Consider the following 16,659-nt stretch of genomic DNA (forward strand, 5'->3'; position numbering starts at 1 on the left):
CGTGCTACGCGAAGATCACCGTGCGGCGGCCGTTGAGCAGAATGCGGCGCTCCGCGTGCCACTTCACCGCGCGGGCCAGCGCCTGGCACTCCACATCGCGTCCGATCGCGACCAGCTCGTCCGGCGTCACACCGTGCCCGACCCGCTCGACCTCCTGCTCGATGATCGGCCCCTCGTCGAGGTCGGCGGTCACATAGTGCGCCGTCGCGCCGATCAGCTTCACCCCGCGGGCGTGCGCCTGGTGGTACGGCTTCGCGCCCTTGAAGCTGGGCAGGAAGGAGTGGTGGATGTTGATGATCCGGCCGCTGAGCTGCTTGCACAGATCGTCCGAGAGGACCTGCATGTAGCGGGCGAGGACGACGAGCTCGACGTTCTCCGCGCGCACCAGCTCCAGCAGCTGCGCCTCCGCCTCCGCCTTGTTGTCCTTGGTGACCGGGATGTGCCGGAACGGGATGTCGTACGAGGCGACGAGCTCGGCGAAGTCCGTGTGGTTGGAGACGACGGCCGCGATCTCGACCGGCAGCGCCCCGATGCTGGCGCGGAAGAGAAGATCGTTGAGGCAGTGGCCGAACTTGCTGACCATCAGCACAACCCGCATGCGCTCCGAAGACCGGTGGATCTGCCACTCCATCCGGAACGAGTCCCCGACGGCGGCGAAGCTGGCCCGCAGCTTCTCCACGGTGACCGGGGCGTGCGCCGAGAAGTGGACGCGCATGAAGAAGAGACCCGTGTCGTGGTCGCCGAACTGCTGACTGTCCTCGATGTTGCAGCCGGTCATGAAGAGATAACTCGACACGGCGTGCACGATGCCCTGTCTGTCCGGGCACGAGAGGGTGAGGACGTACTGCTCCGGGATGGTCTCAGCAGGCTGCGGCGCGGTCATGTCCGTAGCGTGCCACACCGACCACGGTTCAGGCGGTCCTGGTCATGATGCGGAGCACGTCCAGTGAACGCGGCGGAACGTCCGGGTCCTCGCCGTCGTTCGTGGCGAGCAGCACATGGGCCTCGCGGGCGGCGCGCACGGCCTCCGGCCAGCCGTGGTGCTCCAGATAGGCGGAGACCAGGGCGTCCGCGCCGATCTGGTGCATGATGCGCAGCACCCGCAGCACGGCGACGTCGACGAGAGCGGCCTCGCCGGAGTCACGGAAGACCGTCCCGACGTACTTCTCGGCGGACCAGTTGTCCAGCCAGGTGTCCTCGACCAGGCGGTACACGGCGTCGGTGACGTCGCCGTACCCTTCCCGGCCGGCCAGCCAGCACTCGTGGTGGAAGACGGGGTCGGAGAGCATGTGCAGCGCCGAGCGCACGTTGCTGCGCCAGCGCCACCAAGGAACGTCATTGAGCGGCATGCCGCCCATGGTGGAGGAGCGACGGCCGCGACGGGAAGTGTTCTCCGAACCTTGCTGCACGGTTGTCGATCGTACGTTCCCCGCCGCCGGGCGCGCATCGGCCCCTGTAATTCACTTGGATGTCACCGAGCGTTGAGTGAAGCACACATCTGCGTTACCCGAGGCGCGGAAATGTTCATGCCCATGACCGGATGGCGACGCCTCACCTCCCCCCGTCCCTACAAACTCCTCACATGTACGGCGGCGGTCGGGGCGTTGCTGATGACCGGCTGTGGCGTGCTCCCTGGGGCCTCGGGGGACTCCAGGGAGCCCGTCACCGTCATGACCTGGGCCCCCAACGGCTCCACCGGTCCCGACGCGGCGAACATGGCCGGCATGACCGCCATGGCGCGGGCGTACGCGCGTTGGGTGAACAACAACGGCGGGCTCGACGGCCACAAGCTGCTCGTCGTCACGTGCAACGAGGGCGACACCTCGGTCGGAGCGGGGAACTGCGCCCGGCAGGCGGTCAAGGAGAAGGCCGTCGCGGTCGTCGGCTCGTACAGCCGGCACGGACAGGCCTTCATGGCTCCGCTGGAGGTCGCCGGGATCCCGTACATCGGCGGCTACGGAGCCTCCGAGGAGGAGTTCAGCAGCTACGACTCGTACCCGGTCAACGGCGGCCAGCCGGCGCTCCTCGCGGGCAACGCCAAGCAGCTCGCCCGCGACTGCGAGCAGGTCTCCGTGGTGCGGCCCGACACGCTGGGCGGCGAGAACCAGGCGTGGCTGCTCAACACCGGCCTCAAGGAAGCGCAGCGGCCGGCTGCGACGGACGTCCGGGCCGCGGAGGCGGCGACGTCGTACGACGAGGCGGCGGCTCAGGCGCTGCAGGGGGCGGGAACGGCCGACGGGTGTGTGACGGCGGTGCTCGGGGACCGCACGGAGACGTTCTTCGACTCCTTCCGCCGGCTCGAACCGTCGTTCGGGAACGTACGGATCTCCTCCGTGCTAGGCAGCATCGACCAGCCGCTGATCGACCGCACCGGCGGCCGGGACAGTCCGTTCGAGGGGGCGTACGTCGCCGGCTGGTACCCGGACGCGGGGGACGCCCGCTGGGACGAGATGCGCGAGGTGATCCGGAAGCACGCCTTCGGCGACAACCGGATCGACCCGGACGACACGGGTGTCCAGACGACGTGGATCGCGTACACGGTGCTGAAGCAGATCGTCACGGCGATCGACGAGCCGGAGATCACCGCGGGCAAGCTCACGGTTGCCCTGAACCGGGGAGCCCGGGTGGACACCGGCGGGCTCACGCCGGAGCTGAGGTGGCGGTTCGAGGACATGCTGGGGTCGTCGGCGTACCCGCGGATCGTGAACCGGAAGGTGACGTTCCAGATGGTACGCAAGGGGCGGCTGGTGGCGGAGAGCAAGGGGTTCGTGGACGTGACGAAGACCTTGGCGGACGCCAGCGCGAAGGGCTGACGGGCGGGGAACAGGCCACCTCCCTGCCCGATGCCCGGGGGCTGCGCCCCCGGGCCCCCTCCTCGAACGCCGGAGAGGCTGATTCTCGGATCAGAGATCGGTCGCCGATCGCCGGGTCAGCCCGTACTTCGTCGCGATCGAGTTCCACAGCCCTGACGCCTGCTGCTTCGCCTTGCTCGCCTCACCGCTCGCCACGGTGGCCTGAACCGTCTCGGACGTCCCACGGGCCTTCCCGTGCTTGCACACCTTCTTGCCGTTCTTGGCCTGGCGAGCCCACGCCGCGTAGTGGGCGTCGGCGGAGGCCGATGCCTGCCAGGCCTTCGTGAGCGCCTGGGTCAGCTGCGCGTGGTCGGGGAGCTTGTCGACGGACAGCCCCTGCAACCGTGTCACCAGCTCGCGGCGCTGCTGGGCGGCGCCCTGCAGATCCGTGACCGCCTGATCCAGGTCCGTGCAGGACTTGGTCTTCTCGACGGCCCCGATCACGGCGGAACGGCTGTTGTTGCTGTCCGCGAGCAGCTTGTCGAGCGCCTCGGCCTGCGGCTTCGCCGGGTCGGCCGCCGCCTGCTCGGAGGGCTGCGCGGCGGGTGAACTCGCCGCGGCCACCGGCTGCTTGTCGTCCTTGCCCTTGTCGTCGCCGCTCATCAGCGCACCCGCGCCGAGCCCGATGACCGCACAGCCGACCACGACCGCGGCGATCAGCGGGATGTGCGACGGCTTCTTGCGCTGCCCGGCCCGCCCCTGCGGCGGCTCACTGTGCTGCGGCTGCTGCGGCTGCTGGAACGGCGGTTGCTGGGCGCCTCCGTACGGCGCGGCTTGTCCCGGGTCGAAGCGGGGCATCTGCTGCGTGGCGCCCGCCGGCTCCTCACTGCGGAACAGGTTGTCGAACTCGGCGGGCGGCTGCCGCTCACCGGGCGTCCCGGGTCTGATGCTGTACGGAGCACCGCCGGGCACCGGCGGCATGTACTGGGTCGCCTCGGCGTCGGAAGCCGGCGCGGGCGACTGGGTGGGGGCCAGGAACTGGGTGGCCTCCGCGGAGCTCTCGGGCGGGAGACCGCCCGGCGCGGGGCCGGCCGGCACCGGGGCGATGTACTGCGTGGCATCGGCGTCCGCGCCCATGCCCGGCACGGCCTCCGGGGGCAACGGCTGCGCATACGGCTGGGGCATGGGCTGCCCCTGGGGCTGCAGTCCGTACGGCGGCTCCTGGCCGTACTGCCCCTGCTGGTCGTACTGCCCCTGCTGGTCGTACTGCCCCTGCTGGTCGTACTGGCCGTGGCCGTACTGCCCCTGTGACGCCTGAGGCCCCCAGGGCTGGCCCCACGGCTGCCCACCCGCCGGAGCGGCCTGGTCGGCCGCTCCGCCCGGTATCCAGGGCTCTCCGCCACCTGCGGGCAGCACGACACCTTCGTGCGTGGGCCGTACAGCAGGGAGCTGCTCGTCACCCTGTCCGCTCTGCGTCACCGGGACTCCTACGTGTAAACCTACGGAATCGTCGGCCCACGCTATCGGGTGGCTGCCACCCTTTGCCAAGCGCCCGTTGTCGCTCACCGCCGTTCCACCGGGGCAGTAACACACAGTGCCCTCACGGCGCAGTTAAAGGGCGCCCCGGTCAGGCCGCCTGGAGTTCGAGTCGAGCCCCGAACTCCCGTACCGCCGGCTCGTCCCCGTACGGCACGAGCCTCTGCTGCAGATCGTCCAGATACTCCGTGCCCCGGCTGGAACGCACCGTCCCCAGCAGCTCCATCGCCCGCATCCCCGTATGACACGCCTGCTCCACCTCGCGCAGCTGCACCTGCGCCGTCGCGAGCAGGACCAGGCCGATGCCGCGGCGGCGGGCCCGGGACTCCGGGTGGCCCTCCAGGGACTCCGTCGCCCGGCGGACGGCCGCCTCGGCCTGGCCGAGGTCGCGGTGGCAGTGCGCCAGCTCGTCGGCCAGATAGGCGTGGTCGAAGTGGGCGATCCACGCCGGGTCGTCGCCCGTGTCAGGATCGGCGTGCTCCAGGGCCGTCAGCGCCCGGCCCGTCACCTGCTGGCAGGTGCGGGCGTCGCCGAGCAGGGCGTGCCCACGGGCCTCCGCCGCGTAGAACATCGCCTCGGCGCGCGGGGTGACCCGCCCCCGCGCACCTTCCTGCGCGGCGCGCGCCAGCTGCGCGATCTCCCGTGGGTTGCCCAGCTGGGCGGCGAGATGACTCATCGACGCAGCCAGTACATAGCCGCCGTACGCCCGGTCGCCCCCCGCCTGCGCCAGCCGCAGCGCCTGGATGTAGTAGCGCTGGGCGAGCCCGGGCTGCCCCGTGTCGACCGCCATGTACCCGGCGAGTTCGGTGAGCCGGGCGACGGCCCCGAACAGCTGTCGCCCGACCGTTTCGCGGTACGCCCCCGCGAGCAGGCCGGAGACCACGCTGTTCAGGTAGTGCACCAGCACCGGCCGGACGTGCCCGCTGCCGAACCGGTGGTCGAGATCGACCAGCGCGGCCGTCATCGCCCGCACCGCCTCGACGTCGGACATCCCGACCCGGGCCCCGGCGGCCCGCGCCACCTGCGGATCGGCGGCGGTGATCAGCCAGTCCCGGCTGGGCTCGACCATCGCCGACGACGCCACCGCCGAACCGGACAGGAAGTCGCGGCGGCCGACATCGCTGCGCCACAGCTCGCAGACCTGCTCGATCGCGCCGGTCACGGTCGGTGCGAACTGCAGGCCGACGCCGGACGCGAGGTTCTTGCCGTTGGCCATCCCGATCTCGTCGATCGTGACCGTGCGGCCGAGCTTGCGGCCGAGCGCCTCGGCGATGATTCCCGGTGCCCGGCCGCGGGGTTGCTGTCCGCGCAGCCAGCGGGCCACGGAGGTCTTGTCGTAGCGGAGATCGAGGCCGCGCTCCGCTCCGACCATGTTGACGCGGCGGGCCAGGCCCGCGTTGGAGCATCCGGCTTCCTGAATGAGTCCCTGGAGCCGTTCGTTCGGCTGGCGGGCGACGAGAGGCCTGGCTGCCATGTTTCCCCCTGAGACCGCAGTGATCGATGGGCAGATCACTGCCCGGCGATTGCACAAGAAATGCACACATGAATCGTGTTGGTCGTTTCACGTTGTTCAGGGTGTTCGAGTACTCATCGAGTCATTGTCAGCTTTTGGTACGTATTCGCATGGGCGAACTGTTCCGGATTCCCCCAAGTGGCTACCCGTCCATCGACGCACCGCCTCACATGCGCCCCCGTCCATGCATCCATGCGCCCCATATGCGGGATCCGTGCACCGTGACCGCATTCACCACGCCCGTAACCCCAGGTGGTCGCGGCAGTTGAGGTGTTCGTGGAAGAGCCCGTCGAAGTCATGGAAGCCGCACAGATCCCCAAGCAGCGAGGAGAACAACTGCTCGACGCCGCAGTGCGGTACACGGAAGGGCGGCACTGGGAGGTACTCCCCGGCACCTGGCTCGAGCCCGTGGGAGGGGCGGAGCGATGCTCGTGCGGAGAGGCCGGCTGCGCCTCTCCAGGCGCTCACCCCACCCGGCCCGACTGGGCGGGCCGTTCGACCGGCAGCGGCGCCGCTGTCCGCCGGATGTGGTCCGAGTACCCCACGGCATCGGTCCTGTTGCCCACCGGGCGCACCTTCGACGCGCTCGACGTACCGGAGTCCGCCGGTTTCCTCGCGCTGGCCCGGATGGAGCGGATGAACCTGCCGCTCGGCCCCGTCACCTGCACCCCCGACCGCCGGATGCTCTTCTTCGTACTGCCCGGGACGGCGGCCGACGTGGACGGACTCGTACGGGGGCTGGGCTGGAGCGCTGCCGCGATCGGTCTGTCCGGCCGCGGCGACGGCGACTACGTGGCGGCGCCGCCGACCCGGATCGGCGGGCGCGGCGCGGTTCAGTGGGCGCGCCGCCCCACCCCCGCAAACCGGTGGTTGCCGGACGCGGCGGAGGTCATCGGCCCGCTCGCGTACGCCTGCGGGCGGGAAGCAGCCGCCGCGCGCGCACGCCTTTCGTAGGCTGTCCACCACACACGGGGACACCGAAAGGCAGTGCACCATGTCGGACCGGACAGCAGCGGAAGCGAGCGGGGCGGTGACGGCGCCGCCCGCCGTTCGCGTGCGGGGCCTCTGGAAGCGGTTCGGCGAGCAGACCGCGGTCGCCGGGATCGATCTGGAGCTGCCCGCCGGGAAGTTCATCGGCCTGGTCGGACCCAACGGCGCGGGCAAGACCACCACGCTCTCGATGGTGACCGGCCTGCTCCGCCCCGACCACGGGACGATCGAGGTCGGCGGACGCGACGTCTGGCGCGACCCGGTGGACGTCAAGGCCAGGATCGGCGTCCTGCCGGAGGGGCTGCGGCTGTTCGAGCGCCTCTCGGGGCGCGAACTCCTGGCGTACACCGGCCGGTTGCGCGGGCTTCCGGGCGCCGAGGTCGACAAGCGTGCCACCCAGCTCCTGGACGTACTGGATCTGGCGGGCGCCCAGCACAAGCTGGTCGTCGACTACTCGACCGGCATGCGGAAGAAGATCGGGCTCGCGGCGGCTCTGCTGCACAACCCCGAAGTGCTCTTCCTGGACGAGCCGTTCGAGGGCGTCGACCCCGTCTCGGCACAGACCATCCGCAGGGTGCTGGAGCGGTACACCGGCTCGGGGGCGACCGTCGTCTTCTCCAGCCATGTGATGGAGCTCGTCGAGTCGCTGTGCGACTGGGTGGCCGTCATGGCGAACGGCACGATCCGGGCCCAGGGCACCCTCTCCGAGGTGCGCGGCTCGGCGTCGTCGCTGCAGAACGCGTTCCTCGAACTCGTCGGCGCGGGCGGGCGGGACACCGGCGAGTCCCTCGACTGGCTGGGCGGCGCCCGATGAGCGTGCTCGACACCCCCGTCATCCCCGCTCCCCGCCCCTCGGACGGCCGGGGCGGTGAAGGACTCGTCTCCGTCTTCGTACAGCTCAAGCTGACGCTGCTGCGCAACGGGCTGCGACAGTCGTCCGGCCGGCGGGCCGCCTACATCTCGTCCGTCGTCGTCACCCTGCTGATCGGCGCCGGCCAGGTCATCGGGCTGATCGCGCTGCGCGGCAACGCCCACGCAGGTTCGCTCGTGGTGCTGCTCACAGCGGTGCTGGCGCTCGGCTGGGCGGTGATGCCGCTGTTCTTCCCCAGCGGCGACGAGACCCTCGACCCGAGCCGGCTGGTGATGCTGCCGCTGAGGCCGCGCCCGCTGATCAGGGCGCTGCTGATGGCGTCCCTGGTCGGCATCGGGCCGCTGTTCACGCTCTGCCTGGCGGTCGGTTCGGCGTTCGCGGTGGCGCACGGGGCTGCGGCCGTGGTGTGCGCGGTGCTGGCCGCGCCGCTGGCCCTGCTGGTGTGCGTGGCGCTGGCCCGGGCCGTCGCCACGGCCAACACCCGGTTGCTGACCTCCCGCAAGGGCCGTGATCTGGCGGTGCTCAGCGGGCTGGTGATCGCGGTCGGCATCCAGGTCGTCAACTTCGGTGCGCAGCGGCTCGGCCGGTCCGGCGGGCTGGCCGCGCTCGACCCGGCCGCGGACGTGGTGCGCTGGCTGCCGCCGGCCTCGGCGATCGGTGCGGTGGACTCCGCGGCGCAGGGGTCGTACGGCCGGGCCGTGCTGCAACTGCTGCTCTCCGTCGCGGCACTGGGGGCACTGCTGTGGCTGTGGCAGCGGAGTCTGGTGAAGCTGATGACCGCCCCGGACGGTTCGACGCTCGCCGCCGCCGAACCGACCCGCAAGAAGTCCGCGACGGCCGGCTCCTGGTTTTCCACGCTGCTGCCCGAGGGGCGCACGGGGACGGTGATGCGGCGCAGTCTGCGGTACGTCGCGCGGGACCCGAAGACCAAGGCGGCCTGGGTGACGGCGCTCGCCATCGGCCTGATCGTGCCGCTGCTCAACGCGGTGCAGGGCACCGGCTCGGTCTACTTCGCGTGTTTCGCCGCCGGGATGCTCGGCATCCAGATGTACAACCAGTTCGGGCAGGACACCTCCGCGTTCTGGATAGTGGCGCTGACGATCTCTTCCACCCGGGACGCGTACCTCGAACTGCGGGCGCGGGCACTGGCGCTGCTGGTGATCACCCTCCCGTACACGATCCTGGTGACCGTCGTGACGGCGGCGGTGCTCGGGGACTGGGAGGCGCTGCCGGGCGTCATGGGTCTCTCCTTCGCCCTGCTGGGCGCGATGCTGGCGACGGGCGCGGTGGCGTCGGCCAACTTCCCGTACTCGATCCCGCAGGACGGCGCGTTCAAGAACGTGGCGCCGGGGCAGGCCGGGCTCGCCTGGATCTCGATCTTCGGCGGCATGGTCTCGGCGGCGGTGCTGTGCGCGCCGGTGATCGTGGCGACGATCTGGCTGCATCTCGCCGATGCAGAGGACTGGTTGTGGCTGCTGGTGCCGGTGGGTGGCGCGTACGGCACGCTGATCGCCTGGGCGGGGCTTCGGCTGGCGGCTCCCCGAACGGCGAACCGGCTTCCGGAGATACTGGCGGCGGTCAGCAAGGGGTGACCTGAGCAGGTCCGGCCCGGGTGCGGCTCTCGTTACGAGGAGACGGGCTCGCGGTCGTCCTGGGGGTCCTCGGCGAACTGCTCGAGGAACGGCTCGACCGCGGCGCGCCAGCCCTCCGGCTGGTCGTAGTGGACGAGATGACCGGCGTCCGCCACCTCCGCGTACTGCCCGCGCGGCAGTACGCGGACCATCTCCTGGGCCTCCGCGCGGCCCAGTTCGCCGTCCAGGCCACGGACCACCAGCGTCGGGCACCGGACCTGCGCCAGCTCCTCCCAGTGCGCGTCGTGGACCCAGGTCGCGCGGGACTGGAGCATCTGGCGGCGGGAGAAGACCGGCCGCCAGCCGTCGGCTCGCTCGGCCATCACTTCGGCGAAGAACTCGCCGCGGGACGGGTTCGGCCGCTCCACCCAGGGGTCGTCCTCGCCGAACCACTTCCGTACGTCGGAGAGCGTCGCGAACGGCAGCGGCCAGGACTTGAACCAGTCCTCCCACTCCCGCTGCGAGGCGGCTCCGAGCGCGGAGGCCCGCATGTCGCAGATGATCAGGGCCCGGACGAGGTCGGGGCGCTTCGCGGCGACCTGCCAGGCGGTGAGGGCGCCCATCGAGTGGCCGACGACAGTGGCGGGGCCGAGGCCGAGCTGTTCGATCGCCGCCTCGGCGTCGGCGACGTACGCGTCGCGGGTGTACGGGCCTTCGGCCGGCTTCTCGCTGCGGCCGTGTCCGCGCTGGTCGAGGCCCACGGCCCGGTGCCGCTCGGCGAGCCAGCGGGCCGTGGGGGCCCAGTGGGAGGCCCGGCCCATCAGTCCGTGGAGCAGTAAGACCCCGGGGGCGCGCTCGCCCTCCGTGCGCCCCTTGGGCGGATCGGCGAACTCCCAGGCCGCGAGGCGTACGCCGTCGGATCCCGTCACATCGATGCGCCGCACCATATGTCCTGGCACCCCCTTCTGGTCCTCGATCACCGCTCGCTCACCGTGCGGTCGCGTCACGCCAGACTATCGAACCTTTATTCGAACAACGGGTTCCGGCTCGCAACACCCCTCGTTCGAGTGACAGCCACCAAGGATTGACGTCGGCCCCGGCGGGGAGATCTTCTTCGGGAGGCGGACCACTCGGGGATGAGGGCCCGCGGGACCGACCTTGAGAGCTCGGGGCTCCAGGTCGGAACAGGGGAGGACAGGCCCCGGCGCCGCGCGGCGCCGGGGCCCTCCCATGTCAGGGGGGCGTGCGGGGCGGTCTGCGCCGGAGTGCGGTCGGCCGGGACGACCGGGCCCGCGGGCGCCGGAGCGTGTGCGGGCGGGGCGGCGCGACCGGGCGCAGCCGTCGGGGCGGCCGGGCTCGTGGCAGTCACCTTCTGGTGCACATGCCAGTACGACGGGCGCATCTCCTGCTCCCTCCCCGACCGCGTGGCCAGGCGGCCGCCACTCTCAGGTATGCCTCAGCCACAGCCTGGCACGCGATCCGCCCGAGCGCTGCAATTCCGGACGGAAAAACGGAAAGCGGACGTTACGCTTCAGTATCCCGGTCAGCGCTTGGCGACGAAGACGTGCGAAGCGACCTCGGCGTCCAGCTCCGCCGCCTCGCCACTGCTGCCGACCAGCACCCCGCCGGGCGACTGGGTCACGCTGACCACGGAGCCGGGCTGCACGCCCGCCCGCCGCAACGTGTACATCAGCTGGGCGTCCGTCTGGATCGGCTCACCGATCCTCCGCACCACCACGGTCTTGCCCTCGGCCCCCGGGTCGAGCTCCGACAGGCTGACCATGTCCGCGTTGAGGAACGGGTCGGCCTCGGCCTTCTCGCCCAGTTCCTCCAGGCCCGGGATCGGATTCCCGTACGGAGACTCCGTCGGGTGCCGCAGCAGCTCCAGCACCCGGCGCTCCACGGCCTCGCTCATCACGTGCTCCCAGCGGCAGGCCTCGGCGTGCACCTGCTCCCACTCCAGGCCGATCACGTCGACGAGCAGGCACTCGGCGAGCCGGTGCTTGCGCATCACCCGGGTCGCCAGCCGGCGGCCCTCCTCCGTGAGTTCCAGATGCCGGTCGCCCGCGACCTGCACCAGCCCGTCGCGCTCCATGCGCGCCACCGTCTGGCTGACCGTCGGACCGCTCTGGTCCAGCCGCTCCGCGATCCGGGCGCGCATGGGGACGACGCCTTCCTCTTCGAGTTCGAGGATGGTGCGGAGATACATCTCCGTTGTGTCGATCAGTCCGGACATTCGTGCCCCTCGATGCTGTGACATGAAAAACGCCGTCAACGCCATGCGCTGGCCCTCAGCCAATTCTGACGCATACCTCCGACAACCGTGCCGCGCCGACCGAACCCTGGACCGCGTGTGCGGGCCCGGGCGGTATTGACAGGCCACTGGTCCAGACCGCAACGTGATCCGCGGCACAAACACCCCCCGGTCACCCACCCCGCCGAAAGGGCCTCCTCGATGAGCGACAGCAAGCTGGCCGGTCAGTTCCTCGACGCAGCGATCGGCCTGCTGGAGCGCGTACGCGACGAGGAGTCCGGCAACATCGCGGCCGCCGGGGCCGCGATCGCCGACACCGTCGCGGCCGGCGGCCGGCTCTTCGCGTTCGGCGCCGGCCACTCGTCGCTCGCCGCCCAGGACGTCGTCTACCGGGCCGGCGGTCTGGCCCTGATGAACCTTCTCGCCGTGCCCGGCACGCTCGGCGTCGACGTGATGCCCGCGACGCTCGGCTCGGCGCTGGAACGGGTCGACGGCCTGGCCGGTGCCGTGCTGGACTCCAGCCCGGCGCGCGCGGGCGACCTGCTCGTGATCATCTCGCTCTCGGGCCGCAACGCGCTGCCGGTCGAGATGGCGCGGGACGCCCGCGCGCTCGGCCTGACGGTCGTCGGCGTCACTTCGGTGGCGTACGCGGACGCGACACGGTCGCGGCACAGTTCCGGCGGATTCCTGCGGGACCACTGCGACATCGTCCTCGACAGCAAGATCGCGATCGGTGACGCGGAACTGACCGCGGAGGGCATCGAGGCACCCTTCGCGCCCGCCTCCACGGTGGTCACCAGTGCGCTGATGCAGGCGATGATGGCGGCGGCCGCGGAGCGGCTGGTGGAGCGGGGGATCGAGCCCCCGCTGCTGCGGTCCGGGAACGTCGACGGCGGGCACGAGTGGAACGGGCGCGTGATGACGGAGTACGCGGACCGGATCTTCTACCGCCGGTAGCGGAACCGGCGCCCGTCACGCAGCCGTTGCGTGCGGGCCCACGCACCGCGCTCAGCACCGGAGCGCCTCCGCCGGTGGGACCCGCGACGCCCGCCAGGCCGGGTAGAGACCGGCCGGCAGACCCGTCGCCAGCCCCAGTCCTCGCTCGTCCCGTTGAGTACGCCGATCTCGGCCTTGTCCGACGAACCGCGGTCCTGGGCGCCTTCCTTGAGTGCCGCGTCATAGGCGGCCATCTCCGTGGCGGCGGGCTTGTAACCGCGCTCCCTGGACAGGTTCATGTCGTGGTTGCCGTAACGCCAGTCGGTGAGCGTCTTCGGGCCCTGCCGACCTTCACCATCTGTCCAGCCCGTTCGGGCGATTTCGCCCCCGGTCCGGACCGGGCCCGGCTCAGCCGCCCAGCACCTGAGCCAGGTCCACCGCGCCCGCCACCCGGGCCGCAACGCTCTCCGCGTACGCCGCGTCCGGGCGCTCGAAGGCCGTGCGATGGGCGGCCCGCAGGAACGTCACCACACCCAGCGTCCGGCCCCGGCTGCGCATCACCGCGCACAACGCGTGCACCGAACCCTTCGGCCACTGACGCTCATCCGCCCAGGCCTCCGCACCTGGACCGGCGCTCGACCGCACCGAACCCGTCCGGTCCACCGCCTGCAGCGCCGGATGCCCCGGCGCGTACCGCAGAGGAAGGCCGCCGCCGGCCACCGGCAGACACGGACCCGGGGCATCGGCCGGCGTCGCCGCCGCCCGCACCAGCCGCTCCCCCACCAGCACATCGATCAGCACATGGTCGGCGAAACCCGCCAGCGCGAAATCCAGATACGACGTCGCCGCCTCCATCGGGTCATCGCACTCGGCCGCCGACCGGCACGCCCGGTACAGCTGATTCGACCGGAACCGCACCCGGTCCGCCTCCTGCGCCGCCAGCTTCTCCGCCGTCACGTCCTGGAACAGCCAGCCGACCCCCAACGGCACCGGGTCCTCCGCGAGCGGCGACGTCAGCTGCAGAAAGCCGCTGCGCCAGCAGCGCCGCCGGTCCCCGTCCGCCGACCGCAGCGTCACCCAGAGCTCGGTGGGCGCGGGTGGCTGCCCCTCGGCCAGGACGTGCTGCAGCGCACCCTCTAGCTCCTCCACCCCCTGCACGACCAGCTCGGCGAGCGGACGCCCCAGCAGCGTCGTACGCCCACCGCCCAGCGCCCGCGCCGCACACGCGTTGACGACCGTCGGCCGCAGATCCACATCGACGAGGACCACACCCCACGACGCGTCCTCGAACAGCGCCTCACTGAGCGCGATCGACCGCTCCAGATCGATCTGCGCATGCACCTCGCTGAACGCGCAGTACACCCCGGCCGGCTTCCCGTCCGCACCCCGCACCCCGGCCGACTGCATCCGCACAAGCACCCGCCCGCCGTCCTTGCGCAGCAACGCGAACTCATGCACCTGACGCCCCGGCGCATCCATGGCAGCCATCAGCCGCCCCTGCACCTCACCCACGTCCGCACTGCGCACCGCCCACCCCGCGAACCCGGGCCGGCCCACGGCCTCCTCGGCCGACCAGCCGAGAATCCGCTCCGCCTCACGGTTCCAGTGCGTGATCGCGCCGTCCGCGCCGAAGGCACAGAGCGCCGCGTCCATCCCGTCGAGCAACGCCGCAAGCAGCTCCGACCCGGGGATCGGGTCGGGGCCGAGGGCATCAGTGGTCCCACTGCTCGTGGAAGCGCTCATCCCGGACCCCCTGCAGGACGTGTCCGCCATTGCCGCACGTCAGACCATTGAACTCGAACGTGACCCAGCACACATCGACTTTCCGGAAAATCGGGACCTGCCGATCCTTCGGTAATTCGGTTGTGCGGTTCCGGCGGCGTTCCTAGGGTGTGTCGTACACGCGAAAGGAGGTGTTCCGGAAGTGATTTCTTCTCGGACTCGTGAGGTGGCTGCGGGCTGACGCCCGTCGTCGCGCTCTTGCAGTGCAGGCCGGTCGCCGGCCAATCCCAAGCAGTCACCGACCCGCGGGCTCGCCGGTAAGTCCGGCCGGCCCCTCCGCAAGGAGGGACCAGAGCCCGCGGGTTTCTGCATGTGCGGGGCACCGGTCACGGGGAGAGGCGCTCCACCCGCCAGCCGTCGCCCTCGCGTACGTATCGCAGCCGGTCGTGCAGCCGGTTCTCGTGGCCCTGCCAGAACTCGATGGTCTCCGGCACGACACGGAAGCCGCCCCACTGCGGGGGTGCGGGGATGCGTTCGCCCTCGGGGTAGCGGGCCGCCAGTTCCTCGTACCGGTCGATGAGCTCCTGCCGGGAGCCGATCACGGCAGACTGTTCGCTCGCCCACGCGCCCAGCTGGGAGCCGTGGGGGCGGGTGCGGAAGTAGGCGACCGTCTCCTCGCGGGCGATGCGGGCCGCGGTGCCGGTGACGACGACCTGGCGGGCCAGCGGGTGCCAGGGGAAGAGCAGCGAGACGTACGGGTTGGCGTCCAGTTCGCGGCCCTTGCGGGAGTTGTAGTTGGTGAAGAAGACGAAGCCCCGGGCGTCGTACTTCTTCAGCAGCACCGTGCGGGAGGACGGGCGGCCGTCGGGGCTGGCGGTGGAGACCACCATGGCGTTCGGCTCATAGACCATTCCACCCGCGGCGATCTGCCGGAACCAGTGGGCGAACTGATGCATGGGGTCGGTGGCGAGCGTGTCCTCGGTGAAGGCCTCGGAGCGGTACTGCTCGCGCATCGCGGCCGGATCGGTGGTGGAATCGGAAGGGGAATCTGCGGTGGGCACGGGGTCATCCTGCCGCAGCGGCCCAGTTTGCCCGGCGAGGAGGGGTGTCAACCACGCATCGGTAATGCCGGGTGCTGTGCGGGATGTCACGCTTCCCCGCGTCGTGGGAACCCGCCAATATCTTGGGGCAGGCCACTGTGGCCTCCGTACAGCCGCCGATTCGAGGGAGCCGCATGATGTCCGACTTCGTACCCGGGCTCGAGGGAGTCATCGCGTTCGAGACGGAGATCGCCGAACCCGACAAGGAGGGCGGTTCGCTCCGCTACCGCGGGGTCGACATCGAGGATCTCGTCGGTCAGGTGTCGTTCGGGAACGTGTGGGGTCTGCTGGTCGACGGAGCGTTCAACCCCGGTCTGCCGCCCGCCGAGCCGTTCCCGATCCCGGTCCACTCGGGTGACATCCGGGTCGATGTGCAGTCCGCGCTGGCGATGCTGGCGCCGGTGTGGGGTCTGAGGCCGCTGCTCGACATCGACGAGGAGACCGCGCGCAACGATCTGGCGCGGGCCGCCGTGATGGCGCTGTCGTATGTCGCCCAGTCGGCGCGCGGGCAGGGGCTGCCGATGGTCCCGCAGAGCGAGATCGACAAGGCGCAGTCCGTCGTCGAGCGGTTCATGATCCGCTGGCGCGGGGAGCCGGATCCGAAGCATGTTAAGGCCGTCGACGCGTACTGGACGTCGGCCGCCGAGCACGGCATGAACGCCTCCACGTTCACCGCGCGGGTCATCGCGTCGACGGGCGCCGATGTGGCGGCGGCGCTGTCCGGTGCGGTGGGTGCGATGTCGGGTCCGCTGCACGGCGGTGCGCCGTCCCGGGTCCTCGGGATGATCGAGGAGATCGAGCGGACCGGTGACGCGACCGCGTATGTGAAGAAGGCCCTGGACAAGGGTGAACGGCTGATGGGCTTCGGGCACCGCGTGTACCGGGCGGAGGACCCGCGGGCGCGGGTGCTGCGGCGTACGGCGAAGGAGCTGGGCGCGCCGCGGTTCGAGGTGGCGGAGGCGCTGGAGAAGGCGGCGCTGGAGGAGTTGCACGCACGTCGTCCGGACCGGGTGCTGGCGACGAACGTGGAGTTCTGGGCGGCGATCATGCTGGACTTCGCGGAGGTTCCGGCGCACATGTTCACGTCGATGTTCACGTGTGCGCGTACGGCGGGCTGGTCGGCGCACATTCTGGAGCAGAAGCGGACGGGCCGGCTGGTGCGGCCGTCGGCGAGGTACATCGGGCCGGGGCCGCGTGATCCGCGGGCGATCGAGGGGTACGACGACATCACGGGGTGAGCCGGCCGGGTGCCGGACGGATGCGGTGTCTCATCTCGGGGCGCCGCGCCCTTTGTGTCCGGTCGGGTCGGACTCGGTGCGGATGCGGCGGGCCGGGCGGGGCCGTCCCCGGCGGGGGAGCCGAGGCTGACGTACG

At 71.1% G+C, this 16,659-nt stretch carries 15 protein-coding genes; 6 read left to right on the plus strand and 9 right to left on the minus strand.

Annotated elements, in window-relative coordinates; genetic code table 11:
• Positions 1 to 4: 4 nt before the first annotated feature.
• Positions 5 to 883, minus strand: coding sequence for a formyltetrahydrofolate deformylase (purU, locus tag ACFYP5_RS04735; protein WP_389030454.1), 879 nt, complete (start codon positions 881 to 883; stop codon positions 5 to 7).
• A 28-nt stretch (positions 884 to 911) separates the two neighbouring features.
• Positions 912 to 1,358 carry a hypothetical protein gene (locus ACFYP5_RS04740; protein ID WP_389030775.1) on the minus strand — a complete coding sequence of 149 codons (447 nt, stop codon included), beginning with the start codon at positions 1,356 to 1,358 and terminating at the stop codon, positions 912 to 914.
• Between the two features lie 174 nt (positions 1,359 to 1,532).
• Here ACFYP5_RS04740 and ACFYP5_RS04745 point away from each other — a divergent pair, with 174 nt between their 5' ends.
• Positions 1,533 to 2,813, plus strand: a complete 1,281-nt coding sequence (locus ACFYP5_RS04745) for an ABC transporter substrate-binding protein (RefSeq protein ID WP_389030457.1) — start codon at positions 1,533 to 1,535, stop codon at positions 2,811 to 2,813.
• Between the two features lie 90 nt (positions 2,814 to 2,903).
• Here the strand turns inward: ACFYP5_RS04745 and ACFYP5_RS04750 are convergent, their stop codons facing one another.
• Entirely contained in the window at positions 2,904 to 4,271 is a 1,368-nt protein-coding gene (locus ACFYP5_RS04750; RefSeq protein WP_389030460.1) for a hypothetical protein, read from the minus strand.
• Positions 4,272 to 4,419: 148 nt separating this feature from the next.
• Positions 4,420 to 5,802 carry a transcriptional regulator gene (locus ACFYP5_RS04755; protein WP_389030463.1) on the minus strand — a complete coding sequence of 461 codons (1,383 nt, stop codon included), beginning with the start codon at positions 5,800 to 5,802 and terminating at the stop codon, positions 4,420 to 4,422.
• A 336-nt stretch (positions 5,803 to 6,138) separates the two neighbouring features.
• On the opposite strand from ACFYP5_RS04755, the gene ACFYP5_RS04760 reads away from it, so the two are divergent.
• From ACFYP5_RS04760 to ACFYP5_RS04770, 3 genes are read left to right on the plus strand one after another with little or no spacing between them, the layout of a single operon-like run.
• Positions 6,139 to 6,795: a bifunctional DNA primase/polymerase gene (locus tag ACFYP5_RS04760; protein WP_389030778.1), complete on the plus strand. Its 657-nt coding sequence runs from the start codon at positions 6,139 to 6,141 to the stop codon at positions 6,793 to 6,795.
• Positions 6,796 to 6,835: 40 nt separating this feature from the next.
• A complete protein-coding gene (locus tag ACFYP5_RS04765; RefSeq protein ID WP_389030466.1) occupies positions 6,836 to 7,645 on the plus strand; it encodes an ABC transporter ATP-binding protein in 810 nt (269 codons plus the stop codon).
• Positions 7,642 to 9,294, plus strand: a complete 1,653-nt coding sequence (locus tag ACFYP5_RS04770; RefSeq protein WP_389030469.1) for a transporter — start codon at positions 7,642 to 7,644, stop codon at positions 9,292 to 9,294. The genes ACFYP5_RS04765 and ACFYP5_RS04770 overlap by 4 nt, the downstream gene beginning before the upstream one ends.
• A 32-nt stretch (positions 9,295 to 9,326) precedes the next feature.
• Here ACFYP5_RS04770 and ACFYP5_RS04775 read toward each other — a convergent pair whose 3' ends face one another.
• Positions 9,327 to 10,220: an alpha/beta fold hydrolase gene (locus ACFYP5_RS04775; RefSeq protein WP_389030781.1), complete on the minus strand. Its 894-nt coding sequence runs from the start codon at positions 10,218 to 10,220 to the stop codon at positions 9,327 to 9,329.
• Positions 10,221 to 10,816: 596 nt separating this feature from the next.
• Positions 10,817 to 11,509 (minus strand): metal-dependent transcriptional regulator, encoded by a 693-nt coding sequence (locus tag ACFYP5_RS04780; RefSeq protein ID WP_030926443.1) that lies wholly within the window; start codon positions 11,507 to 11,509, stop codon positions 10,817 to 10,819.
• A 219-nt stretch (positions 11,510 to 11,728) separates the two neighbouring features.
• Between ACFYP5_RS04780 and ACFYP5_RS04785 the strand changes: the two genes are divergently transcribed.
• Complete coding sequence (locus ACFYP5_RS04785) at positions 11,729 to 12,484, plus strand: SIS domain-containing protein (protein WP_389030472.1); 756 nt, start codon at positions 11,729 to 11,731, stop codon at positions 12,482 to 12,484.
• Here the strand turns inward: ACFYP5_RS04785 and ACFYP5_RS04790 are convergent.
• From ACFYP5_RS04790 to pdxH, 3 genes are all read right to left on the minus strand, one after another.
• Positions 12,472 to 12,762, minus strand: coding sequence for a hypothetical protein (locus tag ACFYP5_RS04790; protein ID WP_389030475.1), 291 nt, complete (start codon positions 12,760 to 12,762; stop codon positions 12,472 to 12,474). The two genes, ACFYP5_RS04785 and ACFYP5_RS04790, sit on opposite strands and share 13 nt — an antisense overlap.
• Before the next feature lie 109 nt (positions 12,763 to 12,871).
• A complete protein-coding gene (locus ACFYP5_RS04795) occupies positions 12,872 to 14,206 on the minus strand; it encodes a PAS domain-containing protein (protein WP_389030478.1) in 1,335 nt (444 codons plus the stop codon).
• A 365-nt stretch (positions 14,207 to 14,571) separates the two neighbouring features.
• Positions 14,572 to 15,198 (minus strand): pyridoxamine 5'-phosphate oxidase, encoded by a 627-nt coding sequence (pdxH, locus tag ACFYP5_RS04800; RefSeq protein WP_389030782.1) that lies wholly within the window; start codon positions 15,196 to 15,198, stop codon positions 14,572 to 14,574.
• A 224-nt stretch (positions 15,199 to 15,422) separates the two neighbouring features.
• Here pdxH and ACFYP5_RS04805 point away from each other — a divergent pair, with 224 nt between their 5' ends.
• The gene (locus tag ACFYP5_RS04805) at positions 15,423 to 16,523 is read left to right on the plus strand and encodes a citrate synthase 2 (RefSeq protein ID WP_389030784.1); all 1,101 of its coding nucleotides are present in this window, start codon (positions 15,423 to 15,425) and stop codon (positions 16,521 to 16,523) included.
• Positions 16,524 to 16,659 lie beyond the last annotated feature (136 nt).

The organism is Streptomyces sp. NPDC005262 (genome assembly GCF_042872425.1).
Taxonomy (GTDB): Bacteria; Actinomycetota; Actinomycetes; order Streptomycetales; family Streptomycetaceae; genus Streptomyces.